Source organism: Flavobacterium collinsii (genome assembly GCF_946903285.1).
Taxonomy (GTDB): Bacteria; Bacteroidota; Bacteroidia; order Flavobacteriales; family Flavobacteriaceae; genus Flavobacterium; species Flavobacterium collinsii.
Genome location: NZ_OX336425.1, coordinates 1227902 through 1244651, shown reverse-complemented (window position 1 = coordinate 1244651; position 16750 = coordinate 1227902). Strand labels below are relative to the sequence as shown.

The 16750-nt window shown below is 33.5% G+C and carries 10 protein-coding genes; 7 read left to right on the top strand and 3 right to left on the bottom strand.

The window, feature by feature from the left end; genetic code table 11:
* Nucleotides 1-72 precede the first annotated feature (72 nt).
* Nucleotides 73-1953: a M1 family metallopeptidase gene (locus OGZ34_RS05575; protein ID WP_263362390.1), complete on the bottom strand. Its 1881-nt coding sequence runs from the start codon at nucleotides 1951-1953 to the stop codon at nucleotides 73-75.
* A 60-nt stretch (nucleotides 1954-2013) separates the two neighbouring features.
* Complete coding sequence (locus OGZ34_RS05570; RefSeq protein WP_263362389.1) at nucleotides 2014-3648, bottom strand: S8 family peptidase; 1635 nt, start codon at nucleotides 3646-3648, stop codon at nucleotides 2014-2016.
* A 290-nt stretch (nucleotides 3649-3938) separates the two neighbouring features.
* On the opposite strand from OGZ34_RS05570, the gene OGZ34_RS05565 reads away from it, so the two are divergent.
* On the top strand, nucleotides 3939-10244 hold the full coding sequence (locus OGZ34_RS05565; protein WP_263362388.1) for a T9SS type A sorting domain-containing protein: 6306 nt from the start codon (nucleotides 3939-3941) through the stop codon (nucleotides 10242-10244).
* A gap of 2 nt (nucleotides 10245-10246) precedes the next feature.
* The gene (locus OGZ34_RS05560) at nucleotides 10247-10954 is read left to right on the top strand and encodes a glycoside hydrolase family 78 protein (RefSeq protein ID WP_263362387.1); all 708 of its coding nucleotides are present in this window, start codon (nucleotides 10247-10249) and stop codon (nucleotides 10952-10954) included.
* Nucleotides 10955-11039: 85 nt separating this feature from the next.
* On the opposite strand, the gene OGZ34_RS05555 is transcribed toward OGZ34_RS05560, so the two are convergent.
* Nucleotides 11040-11897: an MBL fold metallo-hydrolase gene (locus tag OGZ34_RS05555; protein ID WP_263362386.1), complete on the bottom strand. Its 858-nt coding sequence runs from the start codon at nucleotides 11895-11897 to the stop codon at nucleotides 11040-11042.
* A gap of 338 nt (nucleotides 11898-12235) precedes the next feature.
* Between OGZ34_RS05555 and OGZ34_RS05550 the strand changes: the two genes are divergently transcribed.
* The 5 genes from OGZ34_RS05550 (at nucleotide 12236) to sufD (ending at nucleotide 16728) form a co-directional block, all read left to right on the top strand.
* On the top strand, nucleotides 12236-12565 hold the full coding sequence (locus OGZ34_RS05550; protein WP_055097560.1) for a HesB/IscA family protein: 330 nt from the start codon (nucleotides 12236-12238) through the stop codon (nucleotides 12563-12565).
* 76 nt (nucleotides 12566-12641) lie between these two features.
* On the top strand, nucleotides 12642-14090 hold the full coding sequence (gene sufB / locus OGZ34_RS05545) for a Fe-S cluster assembly protein SufB (RefSeq protein WP_263362385.1): 1449 nt from the start codon (nucleotides 12642-12644) through the stop codon (nucleotides 14088-14090).
* A gap of 7 nt (nucleotides 14091-14097) precedes the next feature.
* Complete coding sequence (locus OGZ34_RS05540) at nucleotides 14098-14586, top strand: flavodoxin family protein (RefSeq protein WP_173965379.1); 489 nt, start codon at nucleotides 14098-14100, stop codon at nucleotides 14584-14586.
* Between the two features lie 12 nt (nucleotides 14587-14598).
* Nucleotides 14599-15345 (top strand): Fe-S cluster assembly ATPase SufC, encoded by a 747-nt coding sequence (gene sufC, locus OGZ34_RS05535; RefSeq protein WP_017494567.1) that lies wholly within the window; start codon nucleotides 14599-14601, stop codon nucleotides 15343-15345.
* Between the two features lie 66 nt (nucleotides 15346-15411).
* The gene (gene sufD / locus OGZ34_RS05530) at nucleotides 15412-16728 is read left to right on the top strand and encodes a Fe-S cluster assembly protein SufD (RefSeq protein ID WP_263362384.1); all 1317 of its coding nucleotides are present in this window, start codon (nucleotides 15412-15414) and stop codon (nucleotides 16726-16728) included.
* The last annotated feature ends 22 nt before the right edge of the window (nucleotides 16729-16750 follow it).

Below are 16750 nucleotides of genomic sequence, written 5' to 3'. Positions count from 1 at the left end.
TATAATGAAAAAATCTCGTTTAAAATTTATTTCTAAAATTAAACGAGACTTTTTTATATTCTAAGACGAAAATTATTTCACCTCATATACATTATTTGCAGCTTTTACATCCGCCATTAATCCGCTTGGATCAATCGTAATTTTTTTGATTGCTGTTTTGTTTTTGTCTATTGTAAAACTATAGTTCGATTGTGCCCAGGCCCAATCTTCTAAAACAGTTCTTTTTTCGTTTGGATTCGGATTCGGTTTAATGAAGTTCATCATTCTTAACGGAATGTAGAAATTCTCAGAAGTTCCGTCAGTATATTCTACTTTCAAATCAATTGGCATTGGCATTCTTCCAATTCTTTCTAAAGTGATATTGGTTTTTCCTGCATTATCAGATACATCTTTAATACCATAATCGATTATATTGGTCGTTCCTGTCCAATCAATTAAATACCAATCTAATTCTGCTCCTGAAACTCTCTCTGCAGATCTTTTGATGTCGTTTGGAGTTGGATGTTTGAATTTAAAATCATTAAAATATCTTTTTAAGGTAGCGTCAACATTATCTTTTCCAATTACATATTCTAACTGAGAAAGAAAAAGACTTCCTTTTACATAAGATGAAATGCTATACGGACGGTTTTCGTCATAACGGTCTCCATGAGTCGTCTGAGGCTGTTCTTTACCAGAATTTACCAAACTGTAATAAGCCTTATAATTTCCTTCAAATGGATTAACTTCTTTTTTATCGCCTTTTAATTCATTCAAAGCGCTGTCTTCGATGTAAGTTGTAAAACCTTCATCCATCCAAGGGTGCTTTGATTCATTTGAAGCTAAAATATGCTGAAACCATGAATGTCCAAGTTCATGAGTTGCTGTTCCTAAAATTCCTTCAAGAGTTCCGTTTCCAAGCATCAAAGTACACATTGCGTACTCCATTCCACCGTCTCCACCTTGAATAAAAGAGTATTGTTTGTACGGATATGCTCCAACTCTGTGGTTGTAATAATCCATTACTTTAACCATTAAAGGCTCTAATTGTTTCCAGTTTGCCGTAGTTTTCGGATTGTTTTTGTAGAAGAAATGTAAATCAACATCATTAGGTCCTTTCACAATATCGTGTGTGTATTCTTTATCAGCTGCCCAGGTAAAATCATGAACATTTGGCGCAATAAAATGCCATGTCAATGTTTTTGTTTTCTTTGGATAAGTAACGGTTACACCTGCGTCTTCATAACCATGGCCAATTTGATTTTTGTCTTGTAAATATCCTGAACCACCAATAGTATACTCTTTGTCGATTGTAATTTTTACATCAAAATTCCCCCAAACTCCATGAAATTCTCTCGCTATATATGGATCTGCATGCCAGCCTTCAAAATCAAATTCGGCTAATTTTGGGTACCATTGCGACATTGACAATTCTACTCCTTCAGAATTGTTACGTCCTGTACGACGAACCTGAACCGGAACTTGTCCGTCAAAATCTAACGTAAATGTCGTTTTAGAATTTGGTAAAATTGGTTTCGCCAAAGTCACTTCTAAAATGGTTCCGGAAACTCTTGTTTGTGCTGAAACTCCGTCTTGTTTAAAATCTGAAATTTTTAAGTATCCTATTTCATTTGGTTTTAAAGTTTCGATTCGGCTTTGTTTGGTTTCTTTTCCATCCGCACCTTTAACCTTAGACACCATTCTTCCATCGGGATCTTTTATAGTATGCAAACGTGCATCCATTTCACTTCCCGGCTGAAACGCATTTAAAAACAAATGATAAAAAACTTTTCTTAACGTATCAGGAGAATTGTTGGTATACACCAACTCTTGTTTCCCTTTGTATTGATAATTTTTCACATCCATGGATACTTCCATTTTGTAGTCAACATGCTGTTGCCAGTAAGGTGCACTTTGCGCAAATGCTGAGTTTAAACCCAAACTCAAAAAAGATAATAGTATAATTTTTCGCATCGTTATTTCAATCAAAATGGAAGAGCTCACACTCTTCCATTAATTAATATTTGGTTTTAGTTATTTTTTTGACATTTTTTCGGCCATCAATAAAGCGTTGTAAGCGTTGACCATTTTAGCTGTTCTTGAAGATTCTGCAGATGAAACCGCTACAGGTTTTGCATCAGGATTTGGATTTGTCCCTAAGACTACCATTGATGGAAGCGAAACTCCTGAATCCATTAAAATTTGCTTCACCTGGGCTGCTTTTAATTTTGGATAGTAAGAACGAATCAATGCTGCAACTCCCGCCGCATTTGGAGAAGCCATTGAAGTTCCTTGGGAATATTTATATTTACTATTCGGAATCGTTGCATAAATTTCTTCTCCCGGAGCAAAAACATCAACATTAATTTTTCCAAAGTTAGAAAATGAAGACACAACATTTTCACCATATTGTTTATTTATAGCACCAATTGTAATCACATTGTCTGCAAATTCTTTGACGTTATCTTCTGAATCGTTTGGATAATTGATGTTTCTTATCTCGTCTATGTTATAACCATCGTTTCCAGCTGCGTGCACAATTAAAACATCTTTTTTTGCCGCATATTTTATCGCATCACAAACCCATTTTTTATGAGGAGAAAAACTCTTTCCGAAACTTCCGTTGATTATTTTTGCTCCATTGTCTACTGCATAACGAATAGCTAAGGCAATATCTTTGTCATACTCATCACCGTCAGGAACGGCTCTTACAGTCAGGATTTCTACATTATTACTAACTCCGTCTCCTCCTAAGTTATTCCCTCGAATTTGTGCAATGATTCCTGCTACGTGCGTTCCGTGAAGTGCTTTCTCTTTATCAGGTCCAAAAACAATATTATTTCCATAATTTGTATTTTTAATGTCCTCCGGATTATCACCTACAATTTTTCTACCGTCGTACTCTTTGTTTAAGTTGTAATTTAATTGATCGTAGACTGATTCTCTATAATCTTCAAATTCTGCTTCAGGGTCAAAAGTTGGTCCAGCGCTAGTAAAAATCTGAGTCATAATCATTTTGCTATCGACTAATTTTGAATCAGTTGAAGTAATCTTGTTTAAATCTTCTAATTTATAAGTTGCTTTATTTAACTCCTTTTTTATAGTATTATGAACATCAATTAAAAAATCTACTTGTTGTTTCTCTTCTAAAACTTTTTTATATTTTTCTTCATATTGTACTAAAGCATTTTTATATTCAGCAGAACCATCATCTCCTTTTTTAATCACACGCGTCATTTCAAGATTTTCATGAACAGCATTTCCTAAGAAATTCCACCCGTGAATATCATCCACAAACCCGTTTTTATCATCGTCGATTCCGTTACCCGGAATTTCTTTAGGATTCGTCCAGATCATCCCTTTTAGATCTTCATGTTCGATATCGACACCAGAATCTACAATTCCAACGATCACTTTTTTTCCTGTTTTACCTTGTAATAATTCAGCATAAACCCTATCGACACTCATTCCCGGAATTGAATCTTTGATTAGATCAAGATGACTCCATCTTTTTAATTCGTTTTCGCTAACAGGAGCTTTTTTAACAACAGTTAAAGGAGCTTTAATAAATTCTTGTGTAGCCGATTTTTGCGCTTGCAAAGTGGTACTGCAACCTGCTAACACGATTAATGTAAAAGCAGATAGTTTGAAATGTTTTATATGACTCATGTATCTAATAAATATTTTAAAGTTAAACATGGGCCTAAATTATGATTTTTTGTTACATAAAACTAACGATTAACACCGCCTTATGAATTTTGCCTTAACATTTAAGAAACCTTAAGAACCTTATAATCTTCATCTGAATCAAAAATCTTACACTATTTATCCTCTAAGAAAAACAGCTCGTTTAGTATACGCTTTTTAAACTTTTAAAAGAAAGTATTTATTACGTCTTCCCGTAAGGAAATACCAATCGAAATTTGTACAATTGCGCGATTGAATTCTAAACCGAATCTATGAAAACAAAACTACTCTTCTTGCTGTTACTGGCAAATTTTTCTATTTATGCACAAACCAACTTAGTTCCGAATGGCGGATTCGAAAGCTGGCAATCTAATTTTCCAACCTCTTGGTCAAATGAAAATTCTTTCTCCCGCAGCTTTGAGGCTATTCAGGGAGACAACAGTATCAATTTAAAATATATAACACTATCTCCTAAAATTACCAATCAAGTTCCATTAAAAGGAGGAGTTACTTATACTGTAAGATTTAGGTATAAATATCTCACTAATAATTATAACGGAAGTCATCCTATTTCATTGAATATTTCCAAGACCGGAAGTGCTACTACATTATCTAGAAGTACTTTTGCTACAAATAATTTATGGACTGAGAGAGAATCTAGTTTTACGCCAGATGCTAACCTTTCTTATGATTTATCTATTTCAACTTTTAGTTTTGACGGCGAAGCGTTTGATGTCCTAATTGACGATGTTAAAGTTTATGTCGCGGGAACTGAACAATATACTCTTATTCCTGATATCGAGTTTGAAAAAGCTCTTATTTCTTTAGGAATTGATTCTGGAACTGTCGATGGCAAAGTTTTGACTTCGAATGTTAACACCGTAAAAACGATTACCGTAGATGGAGCTCTTGTTTCTGACCTAACCGGAATACAAGACTTTACAGCATTACAAAGTTTGTTTTGCAAAGGCTCAACATATTCCTCTCAAACTGGTGGCAATGGAAAACTGAAGAGTCTTAATCTTAGCAAGAACTTACAATTAATAACTTTAGGCTGCGAAAACAATCAACTTACCAGTTTAGACTTATCTAACAATAAAGCTTTAAGCTCATTATCAGTTGAAGGTAATAAATTAACATCTCTTAACTTAAAAGAAAATATAAATTTACAGACGATTTATTGCTTTGACAATCAGTTAACTTCACTTGATCTTTCCAGCAATACGAAATTATCAAAATTGTTTATACGTAACAACAAATTAACCAGTCTTGATTTAAGTAAAAACATTGCTTTAACTTATTTAACCTGCGAATCAAACCAACTTTCAACGTTAAACTTGAAAAACGGCAATAATTCCCTTCTAAAAACAAATAGTATTTATATTCGAGATAATCCAAAACTTAATTGCATTGCTGTAGATAATGTAGAATATGCAAAAACTACGTGGATATATAAAGATACAGAATCAACTTTTTACCCTTTTGAATGTGGTTCAATGACAGTCTTAGATACTGCTTTTGAAGATAAGCTGATCGCTTTAAAAATTGACACAGATGGTAAAAATGGGGCTGTTTTAAACTCTAGCATTGCTGCAATAACTACTTTAGATGTTTCTAATAGCTCACTGACAAAACTTACCGGAATTGAAGGCTTTACTTCTTTAACAACATTAAATTGTTCCGGTAATTCATTAAAACGATTAAATGTTTCTCAAAATAAATTTTTGAATACTTTAAATTGCTCTAATAATTCTTCTTTAAAATGCATACAAGTTACAGATGTTGACGCAGCTTTAAAATGGGCAACGACTAAAGACGAAGCAGTAAGTTTTAATTTAAATTGTGACACTTTTACTTTAATTCCAGATTCAAACTTTGAAGACAAGCTTATTGCGCTGCGTATTGATAAAGATGGTAAAAATGGAAAAGTAAATACCGAAAGCATTGAAGGAGTTACAATTTTAGATGTTTCAAGTGCAAATATCAAAAACCTATCTGGTATTGAAGGATTTACAGCTTTAACCAGCTTAAAATGCTATTTTAATGAGATTGAAAATTTAGATCTTTCAAAAAATACAGAGTTAAATGACTTATCGGTTTACGGAAACAAATTGAGTGTATTGAATATATCAAAAAACACTAAATTGACACAAGTTTTAGCCTTTAATAACAACTTGACAACTTTAGAAGTCTCTGCAAATAAATCTCTTACTACTTTGCAAGTTGATAGAAACAAATTAACAACATTAGACGTTTCAAACAATTTAAACTTAAAATCGTTAGACGCTTCAAGCAACCAACTTAAAGCTATAAGTTTTACCAAAAACACTGCTTTAGAATCATTAAAAATAAATTCAAATCCACTTAAAAACTTAGATGTAACTCAAAACACATCTTTAACAACTTTAAGTTGCAGCAGTAACGGATTGACTACCTTAGATCTAAGTAATAATTTAGCTTTAGAGAAGTTAAATGTAGGCTACAATTCGCTTACCAATTTAAACTTAAAAGCTAATACTAAATTGACATTTTTAGATTGTACAAGTAATAACCTAACAACGTTTGACACCTCTTCAAATACTGCACTTGAGTATTTAGTTGCCGGTGCTAACGGAAGTGCTCGTGTTTTAAAAACTTTAGATCTTACAAAAAACACTAAACTTTTAGAATTAGAAGTTTGGCAAGTTCAAATTGAAGAACTGAATTTAAGCCAAAATACTGCATTAAAAATGCTGGAACTTCAAAGCAGCAACATAAGCTCTTTAGACTTGTCGAAAAACACAGCATTAGAAGTAGCACTAATTGGCGGTAATAAATTAACAGCCCTTGATGTCAGTAATAATAAACTATTAAAAACTTTAAGCTGTTCGACAAATCAAATACCTTCATTGGATTTAAGCAAGAATACTGCTTTAACTTTTCTAAACTGCGGGAATAACAATTTGACAAGCCTGAATTTACAGAATGGAAATAATTCAAACTTCGTAAAAAATGTAGGGATCTATTTTACAAATATAGAAGGAAGATCTGGGTCAACCTATTACCCTAATTTTAAAGGAAACGCAAACTTAAGCTGTATTCAGGTTGATAATATTGAGTATTCTAATACTAACTGGTCCGAAATAAAAGATCCAGAAGTAAACTATAATGCATTGAATTGCGGTCTTGCAACCACAATTACTGATTTAGCATTCGAAGACAAATTAATCAGTCTTGGAATCGATACTGATGGTAGAAATGGTGCCGTTTTAAACTCTAGTATCAACAATGTTACTTCATTAGATGTATCTAACAGCTCTATTAAAAATTTAACAGGTCTTCAAGGCTTTACGGCTTTGCAAACTTTAAATATCTCTAACAATTTAATTACAAAAGTTGATTTGTCTAAAAATAGCGCATTAAAAACTTTAAACGCAGCTAGTAACAGCACTTTAACTTGTATTATGGTTGCTAATATTTCAGCTACAGAAAATTGGAGTGTTACCAAAGACCCTTCTGCTAGTTTTAGCTTAGATTGTGAAGTTTATACTCTTATCCCCGATTCAAATTTCGAAGATTTCCTTATTGCTCAAAAAATCGACAGGGATGGTAAAAACGGAAAAGTAAAAACCGAAAATATCTCACAAGTTAAATACATGAATGAGTTAAGAAACCGAAATATTAAAGACTTAACAGGTATTGAAGGTTTTACATCTTTAATTCAGTTAGATGTTTCTAATAATCCTTTAACTACCTTAGATGTTTCTAAAAGTCAAGCTTTAACTTATTTGACAGCCGATTCAAATTCTATTCAGGATATCAATCTTTCAAAAAATGTTAATTTAACTTCTTTGAGTTTAAGCTCATCGCAACTCACTACTTTAAATCTTTCAAAAAATGTTAATTTAACTTCTTTGAGTATCACAGGCAACAAACTTAAAACGTTAGACTTAAGTCAAAATACGAAACTAACTCGCCTGAGCGTATATCGTGGAGAATTAATTTCTTTAGATCTGTCAAAAAATACAGAACTGACTGAATTTAACGCCTTTGAAAACCAACTGAGAGTATTAGATTTATCGAAAAACTCAAAACTAACTGTAATTATTCTTTCTGGAAATAAATTAGCAAACCTTAACATCAAAAATGGGGCAAATACTTTATTAACGAATTTAGACTTTACAGCTAATCCTGATTTAACTTGCATTCAAGTTGATAATGCTGCATATTCTAATGAAAATTGGAAAACCAAAAAAGATCAAACTGCTGCTTTTTCAACAGACGTTTGTCCAGTTACAGTACCTTATACATTAATTCCAGATCCAAAATTTGAAACGAAACTTATAAGTCTTGGTATCGACAAGGATGGGAAAAATGGAAAAGTTGCTACAATGAATATTGTCTTTTTAACTAGCTTAAACATCTCAAATAGTGAGATTACTGATTTAACAGGATTACAAGATTTCTCTTCATTAACATCTTTAGACTGCAGTAACAATCAATTGACTGTTTTTGATGCCCTAAAATACAAATCACTGACAAGTTTAAATATAAGTAAAAACAAACTAAGCGCTTCGTTTTTTAGAGCAAGTACTTCATTAACTAATCTAAACATCAGCAATAATGAATTCACAAATCTTGACTTATCTTACTTCACTAACCTTACTGCTTTAAGCGTTAGTTTTAATAAGTTGAGAGATTTAGATGTTTCTAAAAACATAAAGTTAAGAGAATTTGATTGTGCTGGTAACAATTTATATACCCTGAATCTAAAGAACGGCAATAATGCTAATATGCAAAATATGACTTTTGGAAACTTTACTGAAAATCCAAACTTACGTTGTATTCAGGTTGACGATGCTGCTTTTTCTACAGAAAAATGGGTTGCTAAAGACGCAACTGCAAGCTATTCGGCTGCAGCATGTCCGCCAAACTTTCAATACACTTTAATTCCTGATCCAAGATTTGAGAAAATATTAATTTCTCAAGGTTATGATTCTGGTGAAATTGACGGAAAAGTTTTGACTTCAAAAATTGAAAATATTACGTCGATATCTGCGATTGACTTAGGAAATAGAGTAACAGACTTAACAGGAATTGAAGATTTTAAATCATTAGAAAGTCTTTATTGCTATCATGGAGCAATTACTAAAATAGACCTTTCTAAAAACCTAAAATTAAAAATTTTAGACATAGCAGATAATCAGCTTACAACATTAGAGCTTTCTAAAAATACTGCTTTAGAATCTCTAAATTGTGGCGCTAATAAATTGACGGAATTAAATGTTTCAAACAACTTAGCTTTACAAACTTTAGTTGCGGATAATAACAAACTAACAGAGATTAATGTATCTAAAAATACAGCATTAACTCGATTAGAGGTTGGTTCAAATCAAATTACAAATATTGATGTAACTGCAAATTCAGCCTTAAAAGGACTAAGTGTTTACGCAAACAAAATAACAGCTTTAAATACTTCTAAAAATACAGCTTTAACTAGTTTAAGTGTTTTTTCAAATGAGTTAACAACTTTAGATGTTTCTCAAAATAAAGCTCTAACTTATTTAAATGCTAAAAAATGTCAATTAACAGCTATTGATATTTCAAATAATGTTTTATTAAATGGTCTTGAAGTTAACGAGAATAAAATTGGAACAATCGATGTTTCAAAAAACCCTCTATTAACCAGTTTGATCGTAAACTCAAATCAATTAACCAGTTTAAATCTTAAAAATGGTAAAAACACATTACTAAACAACAATTATGTCTCTTTTTCATCAAATCCAAAACTATCTTGTATTTTGGTTGATGACGTAACCTATGCCAACACCAATTGGCCATACAAAAAAGATGCTTCTGCAACTTACAATACAGAATGTACCGGAGAATTGAATTTGTCTGCCTACAATTTCACCATTGAAACGAAGAGTGAATCTTGTCTTGGTGAGAATAATGGAGAAATAAGCATTCTTGGTAAGGCAACATATGCTTATACTGCGACTATAAACGACAAGCCTTATACTTTTACCGCCAATAGTTTAAAAGTTAACGCTCTGGCTCCAGGAAGCTACAAAATCAAGATTACGATTCCAGATGTGATTTTCGAACAAAACTTTACGGTTACCATTGCAAAAGGTGCTACTGTTGCAGGAAAATCAAGCGTAACTGCTAAAACGGTTAATGTTGAAATTACGGAAGGAACGGCTCCGTTTACTGTTTTTGTTAACGGAACAGAGCAATTTCAAACTAATGATGTTGCTTTCTCTGTGGATGTTAATAAGAATGCCCTGGTAGAAGTAGCGACTGCAAAAGCTTGTGAAGGTATTTTTGCCAAAAAAGTATCGGTTTCAGATTTCGAATCACAAATTTTGTCGGCTTATCCAAACCCTACTTCAGGAAGTTTTGAAATAGAGATTCCAGGTACTAAAAAGGAAGTTAAAATAGAATTATATAGTTTTTCCGGTCAATTAGTTTCGACTAAAACGTACACTATCGAAAACGGAAAAGCACTATTAAATCTTGAAAATCACCCTTCAGGAATTTATGCTGCCAAAATCTATTTAGAGACTCCGGAATACATTAAAATTATAAAAAAATAAAGATGAAGAATTTTATATCCCTTACAATCATTGGTCTTTTATTCGCAGCTTGCGGCGGTGGTGATGATTCAGGATCTCCGGAAGCGGTCAATGCGGCACCAACTGTACCTGCGTTAAAAGCTCCGATTGATAACAAATTATGCGTAGACAATACCGTTTCCTTTCAATGGGATCTTTCTACAGATTCAAATAAAGATGCTATAACCTATCAGATTCAGGTAGCAAAAGAAAATACGTTTGCACAAATTGTAAAATCTTCAGAAGTGACTACTAATGATACTTCGATCGCACTAGAGAAAAACACTGCCTATTATTGGAGAGTAAAAGCGACTGACAACAAAGGACTGGCAAGTAGCTATTCTTCTACATTTAAACTCTACACCAGTGGTGATGCAGTTGTAAATCATTTGCCTTTTTCTCCAGAATTAATACAGCCAGCTGTAAACTCTCTTTTGAATACAGCAACCGCTTCTTTAAAATGGAAAGCCACAGATGTTGATAGCAACGATGTTCTTACCTACGATGTTCTTACCTACGATGTTTATTTTGGAAAAACCAATCCGCCTACAGCAAAAATAAGTGAGAACACAAGCGCAACTTCACTTGATATCACATTAGAATCAACAACCCAATACTTCTGGAAAATTGTTGTAAAAGACAATAAAGGAGGGGAAACCATTGGTCAGATTTGGAAATTCAAAACCAATTAAAAATCTTAATAATTACAATTAGTTAAACCAAAAAATCCTGTTTTCGACATACTGAAAACAGGATTTTTTATATTTTAAGTTTCTTCTAAAGAATTTCTTCACAAGTAAAGACATCCTTCAATCGAACTCCTTTATCGGTATGTTCCACCGTTATAATCTGATTGTGAGCATCATGTTCCAAAAACAAATAATGATTGTTGTCTGCAGCAGCATTTAAAAATTTTGATTTTTCAGGCATTGTTAACAAAGGTCGTGTATCATAACCCATCACATAGGGCAACGGGATATGTCCTGCTGTCGCTAACAAATCGGCACAGAAAACGATCGTTTTATCCTGATACTGAATATGCGGAATCATTTGCTTTTCGGTATGGCCATCCACATAATAAATTCCAAAATTCAATTCTTCAGAAAAACCAAAATCACTTTCAGGGCGCTTAATAAAATTCAGCTGTCCGCTTTCCTGCATGGGTAAAATATTCTCTGAAAGAAAAGAAGCTTTTTCACGGGCATTGGGTTTTGTTGCCCATTCCCAGTGATTCTCGTTGCTCCAGTATTTGGCATTTTTAAACGCCGGCTCATATCCTGTTTTGTCTGAATTCCATTGTACACTCCCACCACAATGGTCAAAATGCAAATGCGTCATAAAAACGTCAGTAATATCATCCCTATGAAAACCATATTTCGCCAAAGATTTATCTATCGAATGTGATCCCCAAAGTGAATAATAGCCGAAAAATTTCTCCGATTGCTTATCTCCCATTCCGGTATCAATCAAAATCAGGCGGTTTCCATCTTCAATAAGCAGACAACGTGCCGCAATATCAATTAAATTATTCGCATCGGCCGGGTTGGTTTTGTTCCAGATGGTTTTAGGGACAACGCCAAACATGGCACCTCCATCTAATTTAAAATTTCCGGATTCTATAGGGTAAAGTTTCATGTGGATATATTTCTAATAGGAAAACAAAGCTAGGAAATACAATCACCTTATGCTAAAATTTTCTGTTTAAAAAAATCAAAACCTTATTGTTTAAAAAAAATCCGAACACTTCTTATTCCTTTTTTTCTATCATAAATAATACCTCCCTTCCATAATATAACTAATATCTATTTTAACATTTGTTATAATAATGTGAACCGTTATGGAAAAAGGTTTTTAAGTCGTATCTTTGCAGATAATTTCATTTCAACATTGAAAGACAGCACTTTAAAATGTAATAATTGGATTACTGTTTTGAAAGCAAATTGAAATGAAAGCAAAAACAAATACCATAAACAATGATAAAAGTTTCTGATACAGCAAAAAAGAAAATCATCGACTTGATGAAAGATGATGGTTTTGATGCCGCCAGCGACTACGTAAGAGTAGGCGTAAAAAGTGGTGGATGCTCTGGTTTGTCATATGATTTAAAATTTGATAAAACGAAAGGCGACGACGATAAAATATTTGTAGACAACGACATAACAATCGCAGTTGAAAAAAAATCATTCCTGTATTTAGCCGGAACAATACTTGAATTTTCAGGAGGATTGAACGGAAAAGGATTTGTATTCAATAATCCAAATGCAAGCAGAACTTGTGGATGCGGAGAATCTTTTTCGCTATAAATTAAAAGAATCTAACAAAAGCAAAAATTTAAACGCTTAAGAAAATCACTTTTTAAGCGTTTTAAAAAACTAAAAAATGTCAAAATACACTGAAGACGATTTAAAAATCGAACTCGAAACTAAAGAATACGAATACGGATTTTATACTGATATTGAATCGGAGACATTTCCTATTGGCTTAAATGAAGACATCGTAAGAGCTATTTCCCTTAAAAAAGAAGAACCTCAGTGGATGACCGATTGGCGCATTGAAGCTTTTCGCGCCTGGAAAGAAATGATTGAACCAGATTGGGCAAATGTTCATTATGCAAAACCAGACTTTCAAGCAATCTCTTATTATTCTGCTCCAAAACAAGTAGATCCAAACAAAACTTTGGATGATGTAGATCCTGAACTTTTAGAAATGTACAAAAAGTTAGGTATCTCTGTCGATGAACAAAAAATGATGAACAATGTCGCTATGGATATTGTAGTCGATTCTGTTTCTGTAGCTACAACCTTCAAAAAGACTCTTGCTGAAAAAGGAATCATTTTTTGCCCAATTTCAGAAGCAATAAAAGAACATCCAGAATTAGTTAAAAAATACTTAGGAACTGTTGTACCTCAAAAAGATAACTTCTACGCAGCATTAAACTCAGCAGTTTTCTCTGACGGAAGTTTCTGTTATATTCCAAAAGGCGTACGCTGCCCAATGGAACTTTCAACTTATTTCAGAATCAATCAGGCAGGAACAGGTCAGTTCGAAAGAACTTTGGTTATTGCTGACGAAGGAAGCTACGTTTCTTACCTGGAAGGCTGTACTGCTCCAAGTCGTGACGAAAACCAATTGCACGCTGCAGTGGTTGAATTAATCGCTTTGGATGACGCTGAAATTAAATATTCTACCGTTCAGAACTGGTTCCCTGGAAACAAAGAAGGAAAAGGTGGAGTTTATAACTTCGTTACCAAAAGAGGTTTGTGCGAAACAAACGCTAAAATTTCATGGACCCAGGTGGAAACAGGTTCTGCTGTGACTTGGAAATATCCTTCTTGCGTACTAAAAGGAGACAACTCGGTTGGAGAATTTTACTCTATTGCCGTTACCAATAATTTCCAGCAAGCTGATACAGGAACTAAAATGATCCATTTAGGAAAAAACACTAAATCGACTATTATTTCCAAAGGTATTTCAGCCGGTAAATCACAAAACAGTTACCGCGGATTAGTTCAGATTAGTCCAAGAGCAGAAAATGCACGTAACTTTTCGCAATGTGATTCTCTTTTAATGGGAAACAATTGCGGGGCGCATACTTTCCCTTATATCGAAAGTAAAAATCCATCGGCCAAAATAGAGCACGAAGCAACTACAAGTAAAATTGGAGAAGATCAGGTTTTTTATTGTAACCAAAGAGGTATCCCAACTGAAAAAGCGATTGCCCTAATTGTAAACGGTTTCAGTAAAGATGTTTTGAACAAGTTACCAATGGAATTTGCTGTTGAAGCTCAAAAATTATTAGAAATTTCTCTAGAAGGATCTGTAGGTTAATCACAAAATGGAAGGTAAGAAAGTAATCATTTTAGGTTCATCCAGAAAAAACGGAAACACAACCCGAATTGCGGATGAAATTTCTAAAGAAACCGGAATAGAGGTAATTGATCTGAGTGATTATAATATTTCCTATTATGATTACGAAAGTAAGAACAGAGAAGATGATTTTTTCCCTTTAATTAAAGGTATCATCGAAAAGTACGACACTTTAATTTTTGCAACGCCCATATATTGGTATAATATGAGTGGAATCATGAAGGTATTCTTTGATCGCTTTTCGGATTTAATCCGAATTGAAAAAGAAACCGGAAGAAAACTCAGAGGAAAGAAAATTGGTGTGATTTCAAATTCACACGACAATGAAATTGAAGATAGTTTTTACATTCCGTTCAAAAAATCAGCCGATTATCTAGGCATGGAATATTTAGGACACGCGCATTTTAATGCCAACATCTTAAACCAAACAACAAAAATAGAATTGACATTTATATAAAATAAAAAAACAATGTTATCAATAAAAAACCTTCACGCCTCAATTGGTGATAAAGAAATCCTTAAAGGAATTAATATAGAAGTTAAAGCTGGCGAAGTACACGCTATCATGGGACCAAACGGTTCTGGAAAAAGTACACTTTCGGCTGTAATTGCCGGAAACGAAAACTACGAAGTTACTGACGGAGAAGTTTTCCTTGACGGAGAAGATCTTGCTGATCTTGCTCCTGAAGAAAGAGCACACAAAGGAGTTTTCCTTTCTTTTCAATACCCTGTAGAAATTCCAGGAGTTAGTGTAACCAACTTCATGAAAACTGCAATCAACGAAACTCGTAAAGCAAACGGTCAGGAAGAAATGCCTGCTAATGAAATGCTAAAAGTAATTCGTGAGAAATCTGAGTTATTAGAAATCGATCGTAAATTTTTATCTCGCTCCCTAAACGAAGGTTTTTCAGGAGGAGAGAAAAAAAGAAATGAGATTTTTCAAATGGCAATGTTAGAACCAAAACTAGCGATCCTTGACGAAACCGATTCTGGTCTTGATATCGACGCGCTAAGAATTGTGGCTAATGGAGTTAACAAATTGAAAAGCGAGAAAAATGCTATTATTGTAATCACGCACTATCAACGTTTGTTAGATTATATCGTTCCGGATTTCGTTCACGTTCTTTACAATGGAAGAATCGTAAAATCAGGAGGAAAAGAACTAGCCTACGAACTGGAAGAAAAAGGATACGACTGGATTAAAGCAGAAAACTAGTTTACAGTTACAGTTTACAGTTTACAAAAACTCATAACTCATAACTTATAACTTACAACTACGAAAATGGATTTAAAAGAAAAATTAGTATCGTCTTTTATGGCTTTTGAAGAGCGTGTCGATGTACATTCAGATCTGCATGATATTCGCACCAAAGCACTAAAAAACTTTGAAAATAAAGGTTTCCCAACCAAAAAAGAAGAAGCTTGGAAATACACATCGTTAAACGCCATCTTAAAAAATGACTTTACGGTTTTTCCAAAGCAGGAAAATGCAATTGAATTTAATCAGGTAAAAAAATACTTTTTACACGAAATCGACACCTATAAATTGGTCTTTATTGATGGTGTTTTTAGTTCGCATTTATCTTCTACCACACATGATGGAATTGATGTTTGTTTAATGTCTTCGGCATTGACCAAACCTAAATATAAAATGATTATTGATACCTACTTCAATCAGATTGCAAGTAAAGATGAAAGTTTAACTTCGTTGAATACTGCTTTTGCAAGCGAAGGAGCCTTTATTAATATTCCAAAAAAGAAAGTCGCCGACAAACCTATCGAAATCATGTACTTCTCTACAGGTAATGAAGCTGCATTAATGGTTCAGCCGAGGAATTTGATTATTGTAGGCGAAAATTCACATGTACAAATCATCGAACGTCACCAAAGCCTGAACGAAAATCCGGTTTTAACAAATTCTGTTACCGAGATTTTTGCTCAAAAACGCGCGATTGTGGATTATTACAAAATTCAGAACGACAATAGTGAAGCAAATTTAATTGACAACACTTATGTTTCTCAACAACAAGAAAGTCATGCTTATGTACACACTTTCTCATTTGGAGGGAATCTAACGCGTAACAACTTAAACTTTTACCATTTTGGAGAAAGATTAACAAGCACGCTAAACGGAATTTCTATTCTAAACGATAAACAACACGTAGACCATTATACTTTGGTAAATCACGCAACACCAAATTGCGAAAGTTTCCAAGATTATAAAGGGATTTTCTCTGATCGCTCAACTGGAGTTTTCAACGGAAAAGTATTGGTAGAAAAAGAAGCTCAAAAAACAAATGCTTTCCAAAAAAGCAACAACATTTTATTGAGTGACAAAGCAACCATCAATGCCAAACCTCAATTAGAGATTTTTGCTGACGACGTAAAATGTTCTCACGGCTGTACCGTTGGACAATTAGACGAAACCGCAATGTTCTACATGCAGTCTCGTGGAATCCCGAAAAAAGAAGCTAAAGCGTTATTGATGTACGCATTCTCAAATGCTGTAATCGAAAGCATTAAAATACCGGAATTAAAACAAAGAATTACTAAAATCATCGCTACGAAATTAGGCGTTAATTTAGGATTTAATTTGTAATAGTGTTTAACCGCAAGGAGCG

Excerpts from the sequence above, each read along its gene's own strand:
- OGZ34_RS05570 (WP_263362389.1), bottom strand. The coding sequence starts at position 3,648 with ATGAGTCATATAAAACATTTCAAACTATCTGCTTTTACATTAATCGTG.
- sufD (WP_263362384.1), top strand. The coding sequence starts at position 15,412 with ATGGATTTAAAAGAAAAATTAGTATCGTCTTTTATGGCTTTTGAAGAG.
- sufC (WP_017494567.1), top strand. The coding sequence starts at position 14,599 with ATGTTATCAATAAAAAACCTTCACGCCTCAATTGGTGATAAAGAAATC.
- OGZ34_RS05555 (WP_263362386.1), bottom strand. The coding sequence starts at position 11,897 with ATGAAACTTTACCCTATAGAATCCGGAAATTTTAAATTAGATGGAGGT.
- OGZ34_RS05560 (WP_263362387.1), top strand. The coding sequence starts at position 10,247 with ATGAAGAATTTTATATCCCTTACAATCATTGGTCTTTTATTCGCAGCT.
- OGZ34_RS05540 (WP_173965379.1), top strand. The coding sequence starts at position 14,098 with ATGGAAGGTAAGAAAGTAATCATTTTAGGTTCATCCAGAAAAAACGGA.
- sufB (WP_263362385.1), top strand. The coding sequence starts at position 12,642 with ATGTCAAAATACACTGAAGACGATTTAAAAATCGAACTCGAAACTAAA.
- OGZ34_RS05550 (WP_055097560.1), top strand. The coding sequence starts at position 12,236 with ATGATAAAAGTTTCTGATACAGCAAAAAAGAAAATCATCGACTTGATG.
- OGZ34_RS05565 (WP_263362388.1), top strand. The coding sequence starts at position 3,939 with ATGAAAACAAAACTACTCTTCTTGCTGTTACTGGCAAATTTTTCTATT.
- OGZ34_RS05575 (WP_263362390.1), bottom strand. The coding sequence starts at position 1,953 with ATGCGAAAAATTATACTATTATCTTTTTTGAGTTTGGGTTTAAACTCA.